Below are 19948 nucleotides of genomic sequence, written 5' to 3' on the forward strand. Positions count from 1 at the left end.
TTACCACCACATGCTCCTGTAATGTCTTTTCTTATATTCTCCAACTACTGGTATTGGTTCACCGCAGTATTCACATCTTCCATCCTTTATGTGATACTCCTCTATGGTAAAGCCCCACCTTACTATTAAAGGTTTTCCACACTTTGGGCAATAGGTGTTTTCCCCCTCATGGCCGGGAACGTTGCCGACGTAAACAAACTTCAGGCCTTCCTCCCTTGCTATGCGGTAGGCTTTTTCTATGGTTTCAATCGGTGTTGGCGGCAGTGTGAGGAGCTTATAATGGGGAAAGAACCTTGAAAAGTGCACTGGTGTGTCATCGCCAAGCTCTTCAACGACCCACCTTGCGAAGGCCCTTATCTCATCCTCGCTGTCATTTAGTGTAGGGATTATTAGGTATGTGAGCTCAACGTGAATTCCAAACTCTTTCTTGGCTATGATGGCCGTTCTTTTGCTTGGCTCAGCCCCTGGAACCTTTGAGACCTTTCTGTAAAACTCATCCCCAAAGGCCTTTATGTCAATGTTCATAGCATCAATATAAGGGGCTAGGTTTCTGAAGGGTTCTTCGTTTATGTAGCCGTTTGTTACGAGCACGTTTTTGAGGCCAGTTTTCTTGGCAACCTTAGCGGTATCAAAAACAAATTCGTACCATATCGTAGGCTCGTTGTAGGTGTAGGCTATACTCTCACACCCATAGTGTTGGGCTAACCTTACTATGGCCTCTGGAGTGGCGTCCTCCAAGTAGGGGAATGTTTCATCAGCCTGGCTTATCTCCCAGTTCTGACAGTGGATGCAGTGCATGTTGCATCCGACAGTTCCTATGGAGAATGCACAAGAGCCGGGGTAGAAATGGAAAAGGGGCTTCTTTTCGATAGGATCGGCCGCTATGGATGAAACCTTTCCATAATTGAGGGTATAAAGCCTACCTCCAATGTTTTTCCTAACTCTACAAGAGCCCCTTTGCCCCTCATCTATAATACAGTTCAAAGGACACAGACGACATCTCACCCTATTTCCCTCAAGGGGTTCCCAATACATTGCTTCTCTCATAGTCTCACCATGAGAAAATAGTACTCATAACAGTTTAAGTTTTTGGTTCAAAAAGAAATCAAGGAGAAAAAGAGATCAAAGAACTCTCTTTCTAAAAAGAAGGACTAGCGGAATTAGCCAGACAAGATGGACGGCAATTGCTGTAGGGAAGTTGCTGTAGTCGTTAAGTGGAATTCCTTCAAAGACCTTGTAAAGCCAGTATGTTGGCAGAAACGCTGTGAACTTGCTCCAGTCTGTCGAGAGGTTTCTCCAGACAACAACGAGCTTTATCAGCGGTGGCAGCATTAAGAACCATCCGAGAACCTTGGAAACAGTCAAAGCTTGCATCCTTGACTCTGAGAACACCGTGATGAGCAGACCATAAATCCAAACCTCGAGGACAAAAAGAACTACCAAAGCCAGAAGACCCTTTTGCGGAAGCTCTATGGCGAGGATTTTTGGGGATATGGCTGTTAGTATGGCAGTAGTTAAGGAAGCCCATGTAAGCCTGTAAGCAAGAAAAGCCTCACTTGAAATGGGAATCACCTGAAGGGCCTGTATGGTTTTGTCCTCCTTCTCGTCGGCCATCATGAATCCTGGTATCATCCCCAGTATCATGGGGATGAATAGCATTACAAGGAGCGCCAGTGTCGGGTAGTAAACTCCGATGCGATCCTTGAAGTATCTAACTATAAGAAGTAGAACGAGTATCATTGCCACACTGTAAAGGAGCATGGGGTCTCTACGGAGAAGCTTAAGGTCGGTCTTGTAAATGGAAGTGAACTTTTTCACAAAACTCATCTCAATCCCTCCACGGCGTATTTGTAAAACCTTATTTTAGCGATGTAATACGCTACACCTGCCCAAACAATTAAGGCTACGGCGGACCATGCTAATGTGTTAGTCGAGATTCCCTCGAAGGGCGCTTTGAAGAAATAAAGCCCGGGGTAGCTCGGTACGAGGTAGAGAACTTTCCAGATTTCGTTTGTCAGGTAGCCATGATAGTGGGCAAATGGGAGGAGTGAGATTATCAAAACCCCCATTATCGGAACAAAGTAATCATCAAGGTCGTAGTACTTTGCCGAAACCGCTATTCCGAGGAGCGTGTAAACTATGGAAACTAAGAAGACTCCCACAATCACATATGGAAGCCCATTGAGAGATCTTGTCCCAATTGCCATTATAAGTATGGCTCCGATAATTGATAGCATACTCAAAAGGAGTGTTTTAGCTAGAATATAGCTTCTCCAGTCTATCGGGGTTACCGCTAAAGCGCCTATCGCGCCGTCCTTCTTCTCGGCGAATATTTCAGTTCCTACGAACATGAAGCCAACCAATCCGGGTTCAAAGAGGAGGAAGATTGGCACCATCGTAGGGAGGTAGCGCTCGGGAAAGGCCATGAGCATGAGACCGTATGCTAATCCTATTAATATGTATATTGGGTAAACGTAGCTTCTCACCCCAAGGATAAGGTTTGTCTTGATTATGTTCCCTATCATACAAGCCTCCTCCCAGTCACCTTTAGGAATATCTCTTCCAGAGTGGGCTCTTCGGTGTTTATTCTCCTTATTTCATAGTTCTTCAAGATGTTCAGAAACTCCTCGTTTTGACCGATGTTTTCAAGCGGGAACTCCTTAACCACAACACTGCCATTGGCAACGTATTCCACTTTAACAACCCGCTTGCCCATTTTTACCTTGAGCTCACTCGGATTATCTACAAGCCTTACGGCACCATCGACGATAAAAGCAACCCTATCGCAGAGCTCATCCGCAACGTACATGTTATGGGTTGTCAAAAAGATCGTTTTTCCGTTTTCACGCATTTCAAGGAGCAGGTCTTTTATTTTTCTTGCACTTGCTGGGTCAAGACCCTCGAGGGGCTCGTCTAAGAACAATATTTCAGGGTCGGGCAGCAGAGCCCTCGCTAAATCAAGCTTCTTCTTCATACCCTTGGAGAACCTAGCCACGAGCTGATCCGCTTCTTTGTCAAGACCAACCATTTTTAGGACGTTCATTGGGTCGAGATGCTTCTTATAGAAGCTTGCAAAGAACTGGAGGTTTTCAAGAGCGGTGAGCCTTGAATAAACAGCTGGGAACTCAAACGACACACCGATTTTGTTGTAGTAATCTTTGCCCCATTCTCTCAAGTCTTTGCCAAAAACCCTGACTTCCCCGGTGTAGTCCTTGATGATCTTCACGAGAATTTTAACGGTTGTCGTCTTTCCAGCCCCATTTGGCCCGAGGAAGCCGTAGATTTCCCCTTCTTCAACTTCAAAGCTTAAATTCTCTACACCTCTAACATCGCCGTAATACTTCTTAACATTCCTAACTTCAATCACGGGCATGCTTTCACCAATTTAAAATGGGCGTTAGAAGTAGTTATAGTTAACCCCGCACATGTGCGGGTATTTGAGTATTAAAACAACTCAAACAAGAATCGACTTCAATCCCTCCAAAATAGCTACTTCGTTCAATCTTTTATCCCCAGTATAAAATTCATCCGCATTTACCCTCTTTGAGGAGAGTATCTGAAGGGCATCGGCTTGATATATGTGGTATTTCTCTATCAGTTGCCAGCTCTTTTCAATTATTGACGCATACACCGGAATAAGCTTTAATATCCCTAGTTGCTTCATTCTAAGAGTTTCAGAGAGAAATCTGGCTCTAACTAACTCATAACTATCTATATCAAGCCTTTCAAGCCTTCTTGCTTTATCAAGAACCCCTAGCACTTCACCTATATTCCAGAGGCTGAAGGAGAGCTTAACTTCTCCATTATACGCTTTTCTGTAGAGTTTAATGATTTTTTCGCTGTTCTTTTCCTTTACGTAACGTTTTATTATGGCGCTACTGTCCAAGTATACTGTTCTCCCGCTCATCCCGCATCGCCCTTACGAGCTCACTAACACTTCCCTTCACAACAATGGGTTCAAATTCAATTTTTTCCTCGAATTCTTTGAGCATTTTCCTCAAAGAATCTTCCACACCTAAAAGAAGCTCCTCTGAGATAATCTCTTCAAGAAGCTTACTTAAATCCTTTTTCTCTTCAGCAGCGTCTTTCTTTAGTTTCCACCATAGTTCGGCATCAATATAAATGCTGGTTTTGATTTTTCCCATAGCTCCCACTATAGGTAACTACCGAAAAGATGATTTAAAGATTTCGGTAAGAAGTTAGCCTATAAGCTCCTCGAAGACTTTCTTCTGGGCTTTCCTCAAATGCTCCTTCACTGTTGAGGGGCTCAGGTTCAGCATCTCGGCGAGCTCTCTAAGGGTTATCCTCCTCGGGCTGTCGAAGTAGCCGCTCTTGTATGCCAGGAGCAGTGCCTCAAGCTGCTTTCCAGTGAGCTTTGAGAGCGGGCTCTCTTCTGGGGAGTACTCCTCTATGCTCGCCAGCTCCCCGTGATACACTTTCTTTATCACTGCGATGACGTCCCCCACGAGCTCGTCCTCACAGATCACGTATAGATAAACTTCGCTGGATGTGAAGGTACCCTTCTCGAATATCACCATACCTTTCTTTTGAATATCAAAGATCTCCATGGCATTTTGGGGGAGAGGTGCCTCAAAAATGTTGGCCCTCGCGTAGAGGACGTAGTGGTCGTTTTTTGGAATTAGCTTGGCATCCTTAACGTGAGGAATTTCAAGGAGTTTTTTAACGATTTTTTCCGGATTCACATCTTCTTTGAACTTAATCTCCACGAGCTTCACTACATCACTCCCGATGAAGAAGTAGGTGTCCCCATAGCCCCACTCAACCAAGTCCATGAACCACTTAAAGGCGTTGAAAAACTCATAATTAATTCTATCCATTGGGATTTTGAACTTGATTCTTTTCATATGACATCAGAGATAATTGGAGAGCAAGGTTATTAATTTTGCTAAGGATTCTTAGTTGGGCTTTTGGGATGGCAGGAAATAGAAAAGCCTTGAGGAGCCTAAATTTCACTCCGAGTTTTAAGGATTTGCCAGATGCTCCCACCCCAAAATTGGCATCTTTTCGAGCTTTCCATTCCTCCTTAGGTAAACTCCCTCTCCTTTTTCAACCCTTCCAATCACTGCGAAATCAAAGTCAAGCTTATTTAAGTGCTCCTCGGGAATCGTAAAGATGAGCTCAAACTCTTCTCCGGAAGCTAAGGCAACCTCAATGGGGTCTAAGCCCAAGAGCTTAGCCACTTCAAAAACTTCCTCTCTTATGGGGAGCTTTTCTGTATCGATAATTATCTTTACTTTGCTCATCTCCGCTATTAAGTGCAATTCTTTGCTCATACCGTCGCTTATATCTATCGCGGCATTTGCGTATTTGCTTAACGTAGTTCCCTCCTTAACCCGGGCTTTTGGCTCAAGGAGCTTCTCATACAGTATTTTTCTTGTTTTCTCCTCAATATCGATACCTTCAAAGTATACCTTTAGCCCGGCTAAAGCCCTCCCGATGTCTCCGGTAACGCAAACCAAATCTCCGGGCTTTGCTCCACTTCTCGTGAGCAGCCTTTTAGTTTTTCCAAGGGCAATTCCATCTATTATCAGATCACACGCCTCATTGGTATCGGCGCTTATTATTGGGGTCTCATAAAACTCAGAAGCCTCGGCAATGCCCTCTGCAACGCCCTCAAGATAGTCCATGTCAGTATCCTTGGGCACTCCAAGAGAAAAGAGAAATCCTATAGGTTTTCCGCCCATTGCGGCGACATCACTTACGTTCATAGTGAACACTTTAAACCCAACCTGCTCCGGCGTCATTATATCGGGAACGTCCGTGCTTCTTACGAGCATGTCGTTTGTTGCTATGAGCCATTCATCGCCAAGATTTAACGCTCCGGCATCATCTCCTAATGGTAAATCACCCTGAAGTTTGAAGTGCTTTATGAAGAGCTCTATTATCACTCTCTCCACTTTAACCCCTCTCACTACTGGGACATGGATGTTAAAAAGTCTTGGGGAAAGGGATTTATATTTTCAAATCCAAACTTTTAGGATGGCTATGGTACGGGTAGAATCTCCAGGCAGGGTAAACCTTATCGGAGAGCACACGGACTACACATTCGGCTATGTAATGCCTATGGCGATAAACCTTTACACGGTTCTGGAAGGCGAAAAGGCACAGGAAGTCACCCTTTATTCTGAGCACTTTAAAGAGGAAAGGTCTTTCAAACCGGATCAGCTTAACAGAGAGAATGCATGGATAGACTACGTGAAAGGGATCTACTGGGTGCTCAAGAAAGAAGGGTACAGCGTAGGCGGTATGAAGGGAAAAATATCAGGTGATCTGCCCATTGGGGCGGGCTTAAGCTCTTCGGCAAGCCTCGAACTCGCGGTTCTAGAGTTCCTCAACAAGGCATATTCGCTCAACCTCTCCCGCCTCGAGATGGCACTGCTGGCAAAGAAAGCCGAGAACGAGTTCGTTGGAGTACCTTGCGGAATACTCGACCAGTTCGCGATAGCCTTTGGAAAGAAGGACCACGTGATCTTCCTGGACACTGACACGCTAAAATATGAGTACGTACCGTTCCCGGAAGACGTTTCGATGGTGGTATTCTACACGGGCGTGAAAAGGGAGCTGGCCTCATCGGCCTACGCGGAGAGAAGGGTCATCGTTAAAGAAGCACTAAGCATCCTTGGGAAGAGAACCTCAAAAGAGGTAAGCGAAGAGGAACTCTCAAGGCTTCCAAGCCTTTATGCTAGGTACTTAGGCTACATCGTGAGGGAGAACCGCCGCGTCCTTAAGGTCAGGGACGCTCTTAAATCCGGCGACATCGTCCGGGTGGGAGAGCTTCTCATGGAGGCGCACTGGGACATAGCGAGGAATTACGAGGTCAGTTGTGAGGAGCTTGACTTCTTTGTAAGAAAGGCCAAAGAACTCAACGCTTACGGCGCAAGGTTGACGGGAGCGGGGTTTGGAGGCTCGGCAATAGCTCTCGTGGACAGAGAAGAGGCCCAGCAGTTCGGCGAGAAGATTCTTAGGGAGTACAAAGAGAGGTTTCCATGGGAAGCGCGGTATTTTGTTGTAGAACCCGCTGAGGGGGTCAAATGATGAGGGCCCTCGTTTTCCACGGCAACCTCCAGTACGCGGAGATACCAAAGGCCGAAATCCCGAAGGTCATCGAGAAGGCATATGTTTCCGTTATAGGTTCATTGCTCAAGGAAGAAATCCCCTTCGGCCTTAATCTAACCGGATATACCCTGGAACTTCTTCCTCAAGAAGTCATTTCTCTCGTGAAGGATGGAATAGAGAGCGAGCTCATAGAAATAATAGGAACGAGCTACACCCACGCCATACTCCCTATATTGTCTCTCGACAGGGTGGAAGCTCAAATTCAAAGAGACCAAGGAAGTTAAAGAGGTCAAACTTGAGGTTTCTCCGGAGGGTTTCTGGCTCCCTGAGCTCGCTTATGACCCGATAATTCCTGCAATACTGAAGGACAATGGCTACAGCTATCTCTTTGCGGATGGGGAAGCGATGCTCCTTTCAAATCACCTTAATTCGGCTATAAAACCAATAAAACCATTCTACCCCCACCTCATAAAGGCCCAGCGCGGAGAGGGTTTCGTCTATCTCAACTATTTCCTCGGTTTAAGGGAGCTGAAGAAGGCCGTTAACATGACCTTTGGGGGCAAGGTAACGCTGGAAGCCGTAAAAGAGATTGAAGCAGTCCCTGTGTGGGTAGCGGTAAACACCGCGGTGATGCTTGGAATCGGTCGCTTCCCCCTCATGAACCCCCGAAAGGCTGCCAAATGGATAGAGGGCAAGGATGAAATTCTCCTCTATGGGACTGACATAGAGTTCCTAGGCTACAGGGACATAGGAGGATACAAAATGAGCGTCGGAGGGCTTTTGGAACTCTTAAGGGAGCTAAATGCCGAGCTATGTCTCCCATTGGAACTCAAGCACAGTGGAAAGAGGCTTTACCTGAGGACATCGAGCTGGGCACCGGACAAGAGTCTAAGAATATGGACAGAAGATGAAGGAAACGCAAGATTGAACATGCTTTCCCAGAACTTAACGGGCGAGCTGGCATTTCTCGCGGAGAATAGCGACGCCAGAGGATGGGAACCGTTGCCTGAAAGGAGGTTAGATGCATTTAAGGCCATTTATAATGCCTGGAGGTGTGAAAATGGGAAACCTTAGAAGGAAGGTCTCGATTGTTTTGCTCGTACTGATGGCAGCTTTTTTAATGGCCGACCAGAACCTCCTGCCGCCAAACTACCAGCAGATAATGGAGGAGTTTGGAATAACAGAGACTCAAATGGGCTTGGTGTCAACGATCTTCGTGGCAACGAGTGCATTAATAACGATAATTTGGGGCTTCCTCTCAGATATAGGCCAGAGAAAGAAACTCTTGGTTATTGGAGTCCTCCTCGGTGAAATACCTTGCTTTTTAACGGCTTACGTCCAAAGCTATTATCAGCTTCTGCTCATGCGCCTCCTAACGGGCATAGGCATAGGCTCGATAATCCCAATCGGCTATTCCTTAATAGCTGATATGTTCGAGGAGGAGAAGCGGGGGAGGGGCTACGCCTACATCGAGACGGCCTTCGGGTTCGGAACTCTGTTTGGAATGATAGTCGCCGGACTAATCACGAGCTGGAGGCCACCGTTTATAATCGCCGCAGTTCCAAACTTCATCCTCGCACCGCTGTTCTACATAATAGCTGAGGAGCCCAAGAGGGGCGAAGGAGAGAAAGAACTAAGAGAAGTACTCGAGGCCGGTTACGAGTATGCGTATAGGTTAAACAAGGAGGTCATAAAGAAGTCGTTGAAAACGAAGACCAACATCCTAATATTTCTCCAAGGCATTATAGGGACAGTACCGTGGGGAGTCATAATGTACTGGCTCGTCTCGTTCCTCATTGTTACAAGAGGGATGGAAAAAGACACTGCAACCTTTGTGCTTCTCTTGATTGGAGTTTCGAGCGTGCTAGGAAGCCTTCTCGGTGGATTCACCGGTGACTACTTTGAATCAAGATGGAGGGGAGGCAGGGCAGTTATTACAGGGCTTGCGATATTTATTGGAATGCTTGCTGCGATTGGCATTACCATCTACCCACTCCCGAGCGAACTCACCTTTAAGCACTGGGTCGTCCTAGCGATCTATTCATTCGCCTTAATACAGTTCGTTTCATATGCGGGACCGAACGTCAGGGCTATAGTCTCCCAGGTCAACCTCCCCGAGGATAGGGGGACTGTATTTGGCCTCTTCAACATTCTCGACAACGTCGGCAAGGCGACAGGTCCACTGTTTGGAGGCTTCCTGATAGAGCTCTTAATGAACATGGGGTACTCAAAGGCCTTGGCATATCAGTACACACTTCTCATAGGTGCCTTGTTCTGGATTCCCTGTGCTGTAGTGTGGCTATGGATAAAGAAGAGCTACCCGGAAGACAGGGACAAGGTAAAGGAGATACTAAAGAAGAGGGCAGAGGAGCTAAAGAGAACTTAAGCCATATTTTTCGACCAACTCCTCTTTTATTCCCTTTTTCTGTGCAATTTCTCCATATACGTAAGCACTTTTTCTGGGCTTCCTTTCAAAGGTTTCGTAGTCGATCTCTATAAGTCCAAACCTCGGCTCAAAGCCCTCTCTCCACTCGTAGTTGTCCATCAGAGACCAGTAGAAGTAGCCGTTAACGTCATAGCCATCCTCTATGGCCTTGTAGACGTACTGGAGGTGCTGAATTATGAACTCAACCCGCCACTCGTCGTCGAGGGTCGCTATTCCGTTCTCCGTTATGTACATTGGCTTTCCGTACCGGGAAACAGCTTTAATTGCTTTGTAAATACCCTCTGGATAGACGCTCCACCCCATCTGAGTCTTTCTTTCACTTAAGTCTGCCAGTTTTGCGTCAAAAAAGAACTTAAGTGGGTTCCAACTGTGCTTTACCTCGCTGGCGGTGTAGTAGTTTATGCCGATGAAGTCCGCATCGCTCTCGGGGACTTTGTAGGACTTAAAAGCCCCCTTATACCTTCCACTCCAAATTGCATCGAGGAAGCTCCAGTTGAAAAGGTAGTCTGCCTTTTGAGCGGCTTTTTTGTCTCTCTCACTTTCACTCGCTGGTAACATTATGGGGATGTTTTTAACAATTCCTACATCGAACTTGCCACGAAGTGTGTCATATGCCAAGGCATGGGCCTTAAGGAGGTTTGAGGCAACTCTAAAGGCCTTGAACGGGCTCTTAACGAAGGGTGGCCAATAGGCAGTGAGGTAGCCCATCATGACGTAGACCATCGGCTCGTTGAAGGTTGCGACGATTTTGACGCCTTTGAGAAGGTCTGCGGCTTTATCAACGTATTGCTCCCAGTACTTGAGGTTCTCCTCCCTAGCGAAGCCCCCCTTCTTCATGAACCACAGAGGAGAGGTGAAGTGGTGGAGTGTGACGTTTGGAGTTATGCCCTTCTCAAGCAGGAGATCGATAATCTCGCGGTAGCGGTTAAAGGCTTCTTCATTGAAATTTCCTTCCTCAGGGAAGAGTCTGCTCCACTCTATGGAAAAGCGGTAGGCATTGTAGCCAAGCTCTGCCATGAGGTTTATATCCTCTTTATAAAGTTCCCAGTGGTTGCATGCCTTACCGGACTTGTAGGGGAGCTTCCCTATTTGCTCGTAATACCACCAATCGTTCCACTTATTGTTCCCTTCAATTTGATGGGCAGCTGTAGCAGTTCCGAAAAGAAAATACTCTGGGAACTTTATTTTCATAGATGTCACCAAAAAATTAATACCTTCCAAAACTTAATAGTCTTACGGGGATAGAATGAGGGAGCTTCGGTATAACCCCATTTTAGGACAGTGGGTGATGGTTTCAGCAGTAAGAAAAAACCGCCCTTGGAGGCCAAAAAACTTTTGTCCCTTCTGTCCGGGAAGTGAGGAGACAGGCTATGGCTGGGAAGTTCTTCTTTTACCGAACAGGTTTTCTGTGCTCTCTTTTGATGCGCCGAAACTTGAAAAAGAGGGCTTTTACAAAAAAGCCAGAGCTATTGGCCAGTGCAGTGTCATAGTGGAAACCCCAGAGCACGACTTAAATGACCTCGACGAACTTTCCCTTGAGCAGATGACTAAGGTTGTTAATCTCTGGAAAGAGGCTACCCGAGAGTTAAAAGAAAATCCCCACGTGAGCTACGTAGCAATATTTAGAAACAAGGGTGAGGAGATAGGGGTCAGCCTGACTCATCCTCACGGGCAGCTTTACGCTCTTCCGTTCATCCCACTGAAAGTTAGAATTAAACTCAGCAATGCCCGTGAGCACTACAAGCGCCATGGCGAGTGCCTTTTCTGCAGGGTACTTGAGGAGGAGCTGAAAGGGGAGAGAGTAATCTACGAGAACGAGAGTTTTGTGCTCTTCATGCCCTTCTTCGCAAACTGGCCCTATGAGGTTCACATATATCCAAAAAGGCATGTTCAATGGCTCACTCAGCTAAACGAAGAAGAAACCACGGACTTGGCCGACATCATGAGGGTGGCCACGGGAACTCTCAACAGCCTCTTTGACAGGCAGATGCCTTATGTAATGAACATTTACCAGGCGCCGTTCAAGGGAAGCTACCCCTTCTACCATCTCCATATTGAATTCTATCCCCTCCTGAGGGACAGGGACAAAATAAAGTACGCCGCAGGGATAGAGATGGGCGCATGGGAGTTCACCTATGATGGAATCCCTGAGGAAAATGCTAAAAAGCTTAAGGAAGCTTGTAGAAAGGTCTTCAAAGAGTTGAATGCAAGAGGAAAGTGTCCTTAGGTTTTTTTCAAAAAGCTCAGAATTGAACTCTGTTTGGGTTTGTAGTAGACGTTCTCTTGCTTTATTTCTACGCTTTCAATTTCTTCAAGCTTTGCGTTTTTTATCTCATCTGGAAGCTTAATTTCACCGTACTTGCCTCCTCCGCCGGGAATTACGATAAGCTTTTCTTTTCTGAATGCCCAGACGGCTTTGGCGACTTCTTCGCCCACTAACTCGGCAATGTTCTTTACTGGGACGTCAACTAAAACAGCAATTTCACTTCCAAACTCCCTAAGAAGTCTTTCCCATATGCTTTTTACGGCTTTGGTTTCAACTCCTTTGCCGATTACCATAGAGATTATCTCCGCGAGAGGTGCGAGGTGAAGGTAAGGAGGTCTGTCTTTTGGCCTCTCATCTGTATCGGCAAGCTCCAAAATCCTATCGTGCACTCCCTTCTTTATGATTCCCCCACACACTTCGCATCTCCAGTTTAGCCTTCTCGCGTCCTCCAGCTTGTATTTGGTGTAGCACTTTGAGCAAGCAGTTAAGTGGTATTTGCCCAAACGGGGGTCAAGACCGGCATTGAGAACTATCTTCCTTCCTCCGCGCTTTAGGATGGTTTTTCTAACCTCTTCGAAAGTTGCCTCCTGGATTTCAAAGCGGTTGAATTCTCTTCCAAGTCTGTGGGGCATTGGCGAGTGAGCATCGGAGTTGCTAAGGTATGTGAGTTTGTGGTGAGCTTTTATCCTGTCGGCCATGTAAGAATCCGCTGAAAGCCCAAGCTCGAGGAAGTGAATTTTAGCGTCGCCATAAGCCTCTTTAAGGCTGTTATATCCCTTGTAGAGGGATGTCCATGGAGTAAAAGCGTGGGCTGGGCCTATTAAGACGTCCATGTCATTGGCCAAGTCCGCTATTTCAGCGGCGCTTAGATTTACATGTGACCGTCCTTCACTTTCGATGTCTTTGGAATACGGCTTGAGTGCCTCACGCATCTCTCTTACCGCACTAAGAGAAGGAAAAATAAGGAGGTGATGCACCCTTTTGTTGTCTTCAACTTCAGCCGTGAGGAGAAATCTGACCCCTTTTATCTCGTAAGTGCCCTCATCAACTTTTTTAGCGGCTTTTAAGAGCTCTTTTTCCCAGTGGGGGTTCAAAATGTCGCCAGTTCCTACGATCCCAAGCCCCTTGAGCTTTGCGTTATCAGCCAGAATAGGGAATGCCATTAGCTTTGAAACCGCCTTAGAGTAGTGGGAGTGAATGTGTAAGTCAGCATCAACCAGCATAAGGGCACCTCAAAAGGAAAAGAGAAATCAAAGGTAACCTCTATCCTCCTCTTCATGACCTGGCTGTGGCATTTGCTGCTCGAACATTGCCCTCTGCATCTCTTGGACTTTTTTGAGGATTTCCTCTGTTTCTTTTGCCCTCTCGTCAAGGGCGCTCATGTCTATCTCTAAGTTAAGAACTTGTGCCACAACGCTTAGAACAGCCTTGGCTGCTTTTGCGTCCACGATATACCCAAGGCTTTCGCCTAAGAAGCATGCGCCCTTCATGCCTCTAAGCTTTCCAATGCCCAAAAGCAAACCTGCTGCTCCGACTATTGCCCCTCCTTCGTCTTCTCTAAAGACTACGGGTAAGTGTTTGTATTTTTCCTTTGTTTCAAGGTCAGTGAAAGCTGCCAAAACCCTTGGTTCTCCTTCAAGCTCTGGCACTTGATAACCGCCCATTGTGATTATTTCTCTCGTTCCAAACTGCTCCACGAAGTCGAGCATCTTGCCAACCACTTCAAAGTGGCCATAGCTGTCAGTTGGGGGCACTTGAGTGTCTCCCGTGATAATTATTAGGTCTCTATGCTCATCGTCTGGGCTCTTCCAGTAGTAGAACTCGTTTCTCATCAAGTCCACTGTGGAGTCCTTCTTCACTATAACCTGATGCATGAAGTGAGGAGAGTAAAGTTCGGCAAATTTCTTCGCATTAAGCTCTTGAATCAAATGCTCCGCGGCAAGTTTACCAACTAAACCAATTCCAGGCAGACCTTCGATAAATATTGGGTCGTATATATCTGGCTTTTCATAAACAACTATCATAGTTTCCTTCATTTTTTCACCCCAATGCCAAGTAATTCTCTCTTAAGCCTCCTTCTATACTCCCCATATGGATCCTCCGGGGAAAACTTTGGAGGATGAGCCGATTTTGTTTTTTCCCCACAAACAGGGCAAACCTCTTTTAAAGTGTACCTACCACATTTTGGGCATTTTCTAATTCTGAACCTCATGCCTCTCTCCTCTTTATTTTCCTTATCTTTTTCTCCTTCCTCATAAGAGAGGCCTCTCCACCGGCTTGTTTTATAACCCGAAGTATCTCCGAGGCTATCTTCTCCAAGACCTCCTCAGCCTTATAGTAGTCTGGAGCGGTGATGTCTATTCTGTATCTCGGAGCTCCCAAATAGCTGAATTTCACTTCTATTCCCTGCTCTTCATTTGCCCTATCCCTGGCTCTTATGAGGGCTTCTTTTATGATTTCGATGCCGTTAGGAATGGGAACGGTTATTTCAAACTCTGCATCTATTGTAACGGTTGGGATTTCAACATAATTCTTTATTATCTCCTCAAGAACCGGTAACCACTCATCTGGAACAAGACCCTTGAGAACCTCGATACCGTTCTGGGCGGCGTCTTCAAAGGCAGCATAAACTTCTCCATACTCCTTTTCAAGGGGCACCCAAACTTCTCTCCAAGCAGTTTCAAAGTCTTTACCAAGTTTTTCAGCTGCCATTTTTAGGAGATTCTCTGCCTTTTGAGCTCTTTTGAACTCTTGGAGCTTTGCTTTTCTTTCCTGCTGCTTGACTCTCTTAAGGCTTAGGTCTATGTGCCCCTTGCTTGGATCTACACGTATTACCTTTGCTACGACCTTTTGACCTTCTTTGAGGTAATCCCTAATATTTCTTACAAAAGTTGGAGCAACTTCACTTATGTGCATGAAACCCTCTTTTCCGGGATACTCGTCAAGTGTTAAGAATGCACCGTAGTGGTGGATGCTCTTAACGGTAGCAACAACAAACTCTCCTTCTTCCGGAAATTCTTTAGCTCTCCTCGGCATTTTCACCATCTCCCAAAAATTTTACCTAATAAAGGTAGCTGTATGAGGTTTTTAAGGTTTTGGAGAAAAATAAGAGAAAATCACTCAAGAACTTCGAGAATCTTTGCCTTTATGATTCCCTTTCCACCAGCTGGCTCAACGAGAGTTGAACCACAAACTAAGCAGCGAACCTTTGTTGCAGGGTGGCTGAAAACGATCTGCTCATTTCCACAGTCAATGCACTTAACCCTGAGGAACCTTGATCTTGGCATTGGGATGAGGTTCTTGGGCATCGCCATTTTCTCTCACCTCACACAAGCTCGAACTTCTTTACTCTAAATCCTTCTCCTCTTGTATGTGCCTTTCCGCACTCTGTGCATCTGAATCTGAGGTCAAGCTTTTTCACTGGCTTTTCTCTTCCAGTTGGATTTGGTCTTGGGAAACCCTTGTAACCTTTGAGAATTCTCCTGAATCTTCTCTGACCTGCACTAAGCTCACTTCTTGGTCTCTTCTTTACTCTTTCCACCTTGTGAACTGTGTGCTTCTTACAAAACGGACAGTATGTTCTTATCTGCTTTGGGTATTTCATTTTTCCACCTCCCAACACGCCCGGTAGGTTCCTTCACGGACACCCCCGAGCATGAGCCTATTACAGTTCGAAAACCCCTAACATAGAATCCTTTAAAACGTTTTTGGAGGGATTCAGAAAAATTTTTAAACACAAAATGTTATTAAAATTAGAGGCGAGGAGCAATGAGGCTGGAAGAGCTCCTCCACGAGATTAAGAAGCTAGAGGAAAAAGAGTTTGAGAGCTACAAAAGCTGAAGAATCAAAGGAATCAAAAATGGTGCTATGGCAGTCAAAACAAACCCATGAACAAATGCCAGAAGCGTTATTTCCGTTCCTCCAAATTTTGCAATTAAAGGAAGGGTAGTGTCCATAGTAGTTGCCCCTCCCATGACTATTGCCTTCTCTTTTGGAACCTTCCTTATCACCAGAGGATAGAAGATAATCGTCAAAATTTCCCTTGTTAGGTTTGCCAGAAATCCAATTGCTCCATACGTTGGTGAATAAGTTGCCAAAAGAGGTCCCGTTAAGGAGTACCACCCAAAACCGGCAGAGATCGCCAATCCCCACTTAATAGGCACCTTCAAGAGGAGAGAAGCCAAGAAGCCCCCTGCCAATGAGCCCACAACAGTTGAGGCAGGAAGTAAAAGTGAAAGTTTTCCGAGTTTTTTGAGCTCTTCTCTTAGTCCTTTGCTCTTTCCGATGTCAATGCCTATGATGAATATGAGAAGATATAACATAAACTCGTAGAGATTGCCGAAATCCACCGTTGTGTATTTCCCAACCAACATGCCCAAAAGTAGAGCGGAGAGCACTAAGTAGAGAAAGCTCACTCTCTCACCCCCAGCAACGCTACAAAGAGGCTCCCAAGTATTGTAAACAGGGCAAATACAATTGAAGATGCAAAAAGCCTAAGCGCATCTATCTCCACCCTACCTGCTTCAACTCCCATGAAAAAGATCAAAAACAGCAAAGCAGCGCTCATTGGCTTGTCCATGCTAGCCCTTATTCTATTCCTAAGCAGATAACCAACAACGATGCCTAGTAGGAGAGGAATAAAGATATTCATGTTCCGAGTTGAGGAAGAATATTGTTAAAAAGGTATCGTTACACGCATCTTTTAGCATTCTCGTAGTCCTCTCTGCGGAGTCTCCATACCATTGCGCCGAAGTTTTCCCTAATGTGTTCCTTGTTTACCGCTTTTGGAATTGCAACGACGTTTTCTTTCCATATGAGCCAGTTTAGGGCAACTTGAGCTGCTGTTTTATTGTATTTTCTTCCTATCTCCGCCAAACAGGTATTTCTGGCCAGGGTTCCCTTTTCCAATGGAGTGTATGCCATCAGCGTGATGCCTTCCTTTTTCATATACTCCAACAAGCCGCTTTCTTCTGGTCTGCGATCTTTTAGGGAGTATTTTACCTGATTTACCACAATTTCATGTTTTCTCATAACCTCCTGGCTCCTCCTGAGGAGCGCAAGGTCGAAGTTGCTAACTCCAATGTATCTAATGAGACCTTCATCAACGAGCTCTTCAAGGGCATGGAAAGTTTCCGCTATTCTTCTAAAATCCTCAGTAGGCCAGTGGAGAAGGTAGAGGTCTATGTACGTTCCCAATCTTTTTGCACTAGCCCTTGCCGCTTTTTTGGCACTCTCGTATCCAAAGTGGGTAGGCCATATTTTGCTCACTATGAAAATGTCCTCCCTTTCAAATCCTTCGATGGCCTTTCCAACGAGCTTCTCACTATGGCCAGAGGCATAAAATTCCGCCGTATCTATGAGGTTCATTCTGAGCTCAAGTCCGTATCTAAGGGCTTCTATGTGTTCTTTATCTCTGGAATAGTCTGGGCTTTCCCATCCGCCTACTCCCCATGTTCCCATTCCAATTGCCGTAACCTTGTTGTCTCCAATTCTTTTTAGGTCATTAAACGGCTTAACCCTCCTCTTCACCCCTCCACTCCTCAAGCAAAAGCCCGATTTCATTATACACCTTAATGTTCGTAAACCCTTTATCTCTTAGTCTTGTGATTATATCCCTGATAATTCTCTTCTGCACGTTCATAGCTATTGCCTGACAAAAGTGGCACTCCGGAGTTGTTCTGGCCAGCAAAAGCCACACCATAGCTTTCTTATCTTCCACGGTTAGCCCATGTACTAGGCCTTCATCCACTATGTTAAGCTCTGTTTCTGGATCTATGACTCTTCTAAGCTCTTCCACAACTTCTTTAACTTCGGGAGGAAGCTCTTTAACCTTCCCCTTGGCTTTTCTTTAAGGAACTCTAAAAATCCCACTTTCCTCACTTCTTCTCAAATTTTGCAAGAAGGTTGTTTTTCATATCGTATATATAAACCTTTGAAAACTTCACAAGGGCAAAGCGCTCCATTATATCCCCTATTATTTTTGAATGGGCTATAGCAGCTCCTCCGATCATGTTGTAATATGCGTTGCTCTCTACAGCAAGCCATGTCTTAAGGGTGTCGCCGCTAACCTCGAGCCCTGCCAGAAGACCTGCATCCAGTATGTTCATTGTGCTTATTGGGTCAATAATAGTGCTCAACTCATCCAGAACTTCTTTGTACTCCTCGGGATACTCTCTATCCTTCCTATAAACTTTCATTTTTCTCACCATTCTAAGATCGGAAGAGATGCATAAAAACGTTTTTTGGACAAATTTGGTTATACCCTTTTAACTTCCACCCAAGTTGAGTGAAAAGCGGAAGCGTTTCCGTATTTTTCCACGACTTTGTCGGTGGTAAGGAAATTAACGTTCCATTCAAGCAGTTTAACCCAGAATGCCTTGTAAAGAACTACAACTCCCTCGGGAACGTCTTCGCTTATCCTAGCCCGAGTTCTTAGTTTTCCGCGTTCGTTAAACACCTCAACCTCGTCATTATCCTTGATCCCCCGTGCACTGGCATCTTTGGGGTTGATGTACAGATAAGGGTCTATTATATTGTATGTGTTGTGATATTGGCTTGTAATCGTCAGCTTCCATGTTGGACTCAAAAGCTGAAGTCCTTTTCCTTTCACTGGCTTGTACTCGGGAAAAGGTGAAAGACCTCTCTCAAATGCCCTCTGGGAGTAGAATTCTATCTTTCCACTCGGAGTTTCGTATCTTCTTTCCCCTTCCTCAACCTTGATAAAGCCCTTCCTTTTAAGCTCATCAAGGCTTAAGCCGTTCATCTCCAAGACTTTTCTTATCACTTCTTCGTCGCTTTCGTAAAGGTAAGGATTAGTTATGCCCAGTGCTCTGGCGAGCATTCTCGTTACTTCACTGTTGCTCTTTCCATAGAGCTTTGCTACCGGCTCATTTAAAGCGATGTATCTGTGGTAGTAGGAGTCGGCAATATCAAACCGTTCAAAGAAGGTATTAGAGGGTAGAACCACGTGAGAATAAAGCGCTGTGTCAGTTAGAAAGATATCGTGAGTCACAACGAAGACGTCGCTCTCTTTTATGGCTTTTCTCAATCTTCCTTGGTTTGGAAGAGATGCAAAGGGATTGGAGTTGTAGATGTAGAGGAATTTAATCTCGCCGCTCTCGATGTACTCGGCAAGCTTCATCTGGGGTATTCTTTTAGCAGGTTTTGTCCTTAGAAAATCCCCCTCTGCGTAGCTTTTGTCTATTGTCTTCATGTCGTAGATGAAGCCAAACTTATGTCCCACAAGTGCAGGAAGAATGGAAATCGCCCTTACGGCCTCCCCTCCGTTAAGGGAGCGCTGGAATCCATAGCCAATGTGAATAACCCCTTTCTTCTCGGAATACTTAAAGGCGAACTCCTCTATTTCCTCCTTTTCAATTCCCGTCTCTTTACTCACAAAGTCCAAGTCTAATTTTTTGATGTATTCTTTAAATTCCTCAAATCCGTAAACGTTTTCCCTAATGAATTCTTTATCGTAGAGTTTATTCTCCACAATTACCTTCGCAATCCCAAGAGCAAACAGAACATCCGTGTTGGGTCTTATCTGGAAGAACTTCTCGCTCCTTTTTGCGGTTTCCGTTCTAACGACATCAACAACCCACTTTTCGAGCCCATATTTTTTTGCAAGCATAAACCCATGAAGGTTCGTCCAGAAGGGATTTACCCCCCAGTACACGATGAGCTTCTGGCTTTTCAGCTTCTCGGGGTCCATTCCTACAGCACTTCCATAAACGTCCTTCAAAGCTTCCTGACCAGCCCTCTCGCAGATGCCATAATCGAGCATTGCAGCGTTTAGATAGTGGAAAAGCCTCAGGGGAAACGCGTAATTAACAACTCCTCTATCACCAGCGTAGTTGTAAACAAGAACGCTCTCGCTTCCATGGTTTTTTATTGTTTCTCTTAGCTTCTCTGCGACGAGTTTTATAGCCTCTTCCCATTCTACCTCTTCAAACTCGTCCTCTAGGGTTTCCCTTATTAGTGGGCTCTTCAATCGCTCTTTACTGTGGAACCACTTTGGTAGCATAGCTCCTTTTGGACACAAAAAGCCCCTCGTTATTGGATGATTGGGATTTCCTCTAACAGTAAGTCTGCCGTTCTTGAATTCACTTATAATTGCACACGTGTCATAACAGTCCCTCATGCAGACGCTGAACATTGGA

At 45.4% G+C, this 19948-nt stretch carries 24 protein-coding genes and 1 pseudogene; 4 read left to right on the forward strand and 21 right to left on the reverse strand.

Going from position 1 to position 19948, the window contains the following annotated elements:
• The 8 genes from amrS to NF865_RS09975 form a co-directional block, all read right to left on the reverse strand.
• The gene (amrS, locus tag NF865_RS09940; protein WP_253304553.1) at positions 1 to 1047 is read right to left on the reverse strand and encodes an AmmeMemoRadiSam system radical SAM enzyme; all 1047 of its coding nucleotides are present in this window, start codon (positions 1045 to 1047) and stop codon (positions 1 to 3) included.
• 75 nt (positions 1048 to 1122) lie between these two features.
• Positions 1123 to 1827, reverse strand: coding sequence for an Rv2686c family ABC transporter permease subunit (locus NF865_RS09945; protein ID WP_253304554.1), 705 nt, complete (start codon positions 1825 to 1827; stop codon positions 1123 to 1125).
• Positions 1824 to 2525, reverse strand: a complete 702-nt coding sequence (locus NF865_RS09950) for an ABC transporter permease (RefSeq protein WP_253304555.1) — start codon at positions 2523 to 2525, stop codon at positions 1824 to 1826. The genes NF865_RS09945 and NF865_RS09950 overlap by 4 nt, the downstream gene beginning before the upstream one ends.
• Positions 2522 to 3373 carry an ABC transporter ATP-binding protein gene (locus NF865_RS09955; RefSeq protein ID WP_253304556.1) on the reverse strand — a complete coding sequence of 284 codons (852 nt, stop codon included), beginning with the start codon at positions 3371 to 3373 and terminating at the stop codon, positions 2522 to 2524. The genes NF865_RS09950 and NF865_RS09955 overlap by 4 nt, the downstream gene beginning before the upstream one ends.
• Before the next feature lie 81 nt (positions 3374 to 3454).
• Positions 3455 to 3907: a type II toxin-antitoxin system VapC family toxin gene (locus tag NF865_RS09960; RefSeq protein WP_253304557.1), complete on the reverse strand. Its 453-nt coding sequence runs from the start codon at positions 3905 to 3907 to the stop codon at positions 3455 to 3457.
• Positions 3876 to 4145, reverse strand: coding sequence for a hypothetical protein (locus NF865_RS09965; RefSeq protein WP_253305666.1), 270 nt, complete (start codon positions 4143 to 4145; stop codon positions 3876 to 3878). The genes NF865_RS09960 and NF865_RS09965 overlap by 32 nt, the downstream gene beginning before the upstream one ends.
• 54 nt (positions 4146 to 4199) lie before the next feature.
• On the reverse strand, positions 4200 to 4865 hold the full coding sequence (locus NF865_RS09970; RefSeq protein WP_253304558.1) for a helix-turn-helix domain-containing protein: 666 nt from the start codon (positions 4863 to 4865) through the stop codon (positions 4200 to 4202).
• A gap of 117 nt (positions 4866 to 4982) precedes the next feature.
• Positions 4983 to 5918, reverse strand: coding sequence for a thiamine-phosphate kinase (locus tag NF865_RS09975; RefSeq protein WP_253304559.1), 936 nt, complete (start codon positions 5916 to 5918; stop codon positions 4983 to 4985).
• Between the two features lie 82 nt (positions 5919 to 6000).
• On the opposite strand from NF865_RS09975, the gene NF865_RS09980 reads away from it, so the two are divergent.
• The 3 genes and pseudogenes from NF865_RS09980 to NF865_RS09990 all read left to right on the forward strand — a co-directional run bounded on the left by NF865_RS09980 (position 6001) and on the right by NF865_RS09990 (position 9463).
• On the forward strand, positions 6001 to 7056 hold the full coding sequence (locus NF865_RS09980; protein ID WP_253305667.1) for a galactokinase: 1056 nt from the start codon (positions 6001 to 6003) through the stop codon (positions 7054 to 7056).
• Positions 7056 to 8151 (forward strand): annotated as a pseudogene (locus tag NF865_RS09985) (hydrolase). The gene NF865_RS09980 and the pseudogene NF865_RS09985 overlap by 1 nt, the downstream one beginning before the upstream one ends.
• Positions 8138 to 9463, forward strand: coding sequence for an MFS transporter (locus NF865_RS09990; RefSeq protein ID WP_253304560.1), 1326 nt, complete (start codon positions 8138 to 8140; stop codon positions 9461 to 9463). Before NF865_RS09985 ends, NF865_RS09990 begins: the two are co-directional and overlap by 14 nt.
• Here NF865_RS09990 and NF865_RS09995 read toward each other — a convergent pair.
• Entirely contained in the window at positions 9449 to 10714 is a 1266-nt protein-coding gene (locus tag NF865_RS09995; RefSeq protein WP_253305668.1) for a glycoside hydrolase family 1 protein, read from the reverse strand. The genes NF865_RS09990 and NF865_RS09995 overlap by 15 nt on opposite strands.
• A gap of 55 nt (positions 10715 to 10769) precedes the next feature.
• Between NF865_RS09995 and galT the strand changes: the two genes are divergently transcribed.
• Positions 10770 to 11750 carry a galactose-1-phosphate uridylyltransferase gene (galT, locus tag NF865_RS10000; protein WP_253304561.1) on the forward strand — a complete coding sequence of 327 codons (981 nt, stop codon included), beginning with the start codon at positions 10770 to 10772 and terminating at the stop codon, positions 11748 to 11750.
• Here galT and NF865_RS10005 read toward each other — a convergent pair.
• The 12 genes from NF865_RS10005 to NF865_RS10060 all read right to left on the reverse strand — a co-directional run bounded on the left by NF865_RS10005 (position 11747) and on the right by NF865_RS10060 (position 19944).
• Positions 11747 to 13012 carry a TIGR00375 family protein gene (locus NF865_RS10005; protein WP_253304562.1) on the reverse strand — a complete coding sequence of 422 codons (1266 nt, stop codon included), beginning with the start codon at positions 13010 to 13012 and terminating at the stop codon, positions 11747 to 11749. The genes galT and NF865_RS10005 overlap by 4 nt on opposite strands.
• A 27-nt stretch (positions 13013 to 13039) precedes the next feature.
• Positions 13040 to 13825: a proteasome assembly chaperone family protein gene (locus NF865_RS10010; protein WP_253304563.1), complete on the reverse strand. Its 786-nt coding sequence runs from the start codon at positions 13823 to 13825 to the stop codon at positions 13040 to 13042.
• Positions 13822 to 14001: an RNA-protein complex protein Nop10 gene (locus tag NF865_RS10015; RefSeq protein ID WP_253304564.1), complete on the reverse strand. Its 180-nt coding sequence runs from the start codon at positions 13999 to 14001 to the stop codon at positions 13822 to 13824. Before NF865_RS10015 ends, NF865_RS10010 begins: the two co-directional genes overlap by 4 nt.
• Complete coding sequence (locus NF865_RS10020) at positions 13998 to 14825, reverse strand: translation initiation factor IF-2 subunit alpha (RefSeq protein ID WP_253304565.1); 828 nt, start codon at positions 14823 to 14825, stop codon at positions 13998 to 14000. Before NF865_RS10020 ends, NF865_RS10015 begins: the two co-directional genes overlap by 4 nt.
• A gap of 80 nt (positions 14826 to 14905) precedes the next feature.
• Positions 14906 to 15097, reverse strand: coding sequence for a 30S ribosomal protein S27e (locus NF865_RS10025; protein ID WP_171814846.1), 192 nt, complete (start codon positions 15095 to 15097; stop codon positions 14906 to 14908).
• A 17-nt stretch (positions 15098 to 15114) separates the two neighbouring features.
• Positions 15115 to 15393 carry a 50S ribosomal protein L44e gene (locus NF865_RS10030; RefSeq protein ID WP_058946147.1) on the reverse strand — a complete coding sequence of 93 codons (279 nt, stop codon included), beginning with the start codon at positions 15391 to 15393 and terminating at the stop codon, positions 15115 to 15117.
• Positions 15394 to 15616: 223 nt separating this feature from the next.
• On the reverse strand, positions 15617 to 16204 hold the full coding sequence (locus NF865_RS10035; RefSeq protein WP_253304566.1) for a LysO family transporter: 588 nt from the start codon (positions 16202 to 16204) through the stop codon (positions 15617 to 15619).
• Positions 16201 to 16440, reverse strand: a complete 240-nt coding sequence (locus tag NF865_RS10040) for a LysO family transporter (protein ID WP_253304567.1) — start codon at positions 16438 to 16440, stop codon at positions 16201 to 16203. The genes NF865_RS10035 and NF865_RS10040 overlap by 4 nt, the downstream gene beginning before the upstream one ends.
• A 38-nt stretch (positions 16441 to 16478) precedes the next feature.
• A complete protein-coding gene (locus NF865_RS10045; RefSeq protein WP_253305669.1) occupies positions 16479 to 17249 on the reverse strand; it encodes an aldo/keto reductase in 771 nt (256 codons plus the stop codon).
• 52 nt (positions 17250 to 17301) lie between these two features.
• The gene (locus NF865_RS10050; RefSeq protein WP_366513795.1) at positions 17302 to 17586 is read right to left on the reverse strand and encodes an iron-sulfur cluster assembly protein; all 285 of its coding nucleotides are present in this window, start codon (positions 17584 to 17586) and stop codon (positions 17302 to 17304) included.
• 79 nt (positions 17587 to 17665) lie between these two features.
• Positions 17666 to 17986, reverse strand: coding sequence for a 3'-5' exoribonuclease (locus NF865_RS10055; RefSeq protein ID WP_253305670.1), 321 nt, complete (start codon positions 17984 to 17986; stop codon positions 17666 to 17668).
• A gap of 59 nt (positions 17987 to 18045) precedes the next feature.
• Positions 18046 to 19944 carry a molybdopterin-dependent oxidoreductase gene (locus NF865_RS10060; protein WP_253304568.1) on the reverse strand — a complete coding sequence of 633 codons (1899 nt, stop codon included), beginning with the start codon at positions 19942 to 19944 and terminating at the stop codon, positions 18046 to 18048.
• Positions 19945 to 19948: the final 4 nt, after the last annotated feature.

This window comes from Thermococcus aggregans (assembly GCF_024022995.1).
Taxonomy (GTDB): Archaea; Methanobacteriota_B; Thermococci; order Thermococcales; family Thermococcaceae; genus Thermococcus_A; species Thermococcus_A aggregans.

Coding starts and splice junctions, on each gene's coding strand:
- amrS (WP_253304553.1), bottom strand. CDS start 1,047: ATGAGAGAAGCAATGTATTGGGAACCCCTTGAGGGAAATAGGGTGAGA.
- NF865_RS10025 (WP_171814846.1), bottom strand. CDS start 15,097: ATGCCCAAGAACCTCATCCCAATGCCAAGATCAAGGTTCCTCAGGGTT.
- NF865_RS10030 (WP_058946147.1), bottom strand. CDS start 15,393: ATGAAATACCCAAAGCAGATAAGAACATACTGTCCGTTTTGTAAGAAG.
- NF865_RS09990 (WP_253304560.1), top strand. CDS start 8,138: ATGGGAAACCTTAGAAGGAAGGTCTCGATTGTTTTGCTCGTACTGATG.
- NF865_RS10020 (WP_253304565.1), bottom strand. CDS start 14,825: ATGCCGAGGAGAGCTAAAGAATTTCCGGAAGAAGGAGAGTTTGTTGTT.
- NF865_RS10040 (WP_253304567.1), bottom strand. CDS start 16,440: ATGAATATCTTTATTCCTCTCCTACTAGGCATCGTTGTTGGTTATCTG.
- galT (WP_253304561.1), top strand. CDS start 10,770: ATGAGGGAGCTTCGGTATAACCCCATTTTAGGACAGTGGGTGATGGTT.
- NF865_RS09960 (WP_253304557.1), bottom strand. CDS start 3,907: ATGAGCGGGAGAACAGTATACTTGGACAGTAGCGCCATAATAAAACGT.
- NF865_RS09965 (WP_253305666.1), bottom strand. CDS start 4,145: ATGGGAAAAATCAAAACCAGCATTTATATTGATGCCGAACTATGGTGG.
- NF865_RS10045 (WP_253305669.1), bottom strand. CDS start 17,249: ATGGGAACATGGGGAGTAGGCGGATGGGAAAGCCCAGACTATTCCAGA.
- NF865_RS09995 (WP_253305668.1), bottom strand. CDS start 10,714: ATGAAAATAAAGTTCCCAGAGTATTTTCTTTTCGGAACTGCTACAGCT.
- NF865_RS10055 (WP_253305670.1), bottom strand. CDS start 17,986: ATGAAAGTTTATAGGAAGGATAGAGAGTATCCCGAGGAGTACAAAGAA.
- NF865_RS09945 (WP_253304554.1), bottom strand. CDS start 1,827: ATGAGTTTTGTGAAAAAGTTCACTTCCATTTACAAGACCGACCTTAAG.
- NF865_RS09980 (WP_253305667.1), top strand. CDS start 6,001: ATGGCTATGGTACGGGTAGAATCTCCAGGCAGGGTAAACCTTATCGGA.
- NF865_RS10060 (WP_253304568.1), bottom strand. CDS start 19,944: ATGTTCAGCGTCTGCATGAGGGACTGTTATGACACGTGTGCAATTATA.
- NF865_RS09950 (WP_253304555.1), bottom strand. CDS start 2,525: ATGATAGGGAACATAATCAAGACAAACCTTATCCTTGGGGTGAGAAGC.
- NF865_RS10015 (WP_253304564.1), bottom strand. CDS start 14,001: ATGAGGTTCAGAATTAGAAAATGCCCAAAATGTGGTAGGTACACTTTA.
- NF865_RS10005 (WP_253304562.1), bottom strand. CDS start 13,012: ATGCTGGTTGATGCTGACTTACACATTCACTCCCACTACTCTAAGGCG.
- NF865_RS09970 (WP_253304558.1), bottom strand. CDS start 4,865: ATGAAAAGAATCAAGTTCAAAATCCCAATGGATAGAATTAATTATGAG.
- NF865_RS10010 (WP_253304563.1), bottom strand. CDS start 13,825: ATGAAGGAAACTATGATAGTTGTTTATGAAAAGCCAGATATATACGAC.
- NF865_RS09955 (WP_253304556.1), bottom strand. CDS start 3,373: ATGCCCGTGATTGAAGTTAGGAATGTTAAGAAGTATTACGGCGATGTT.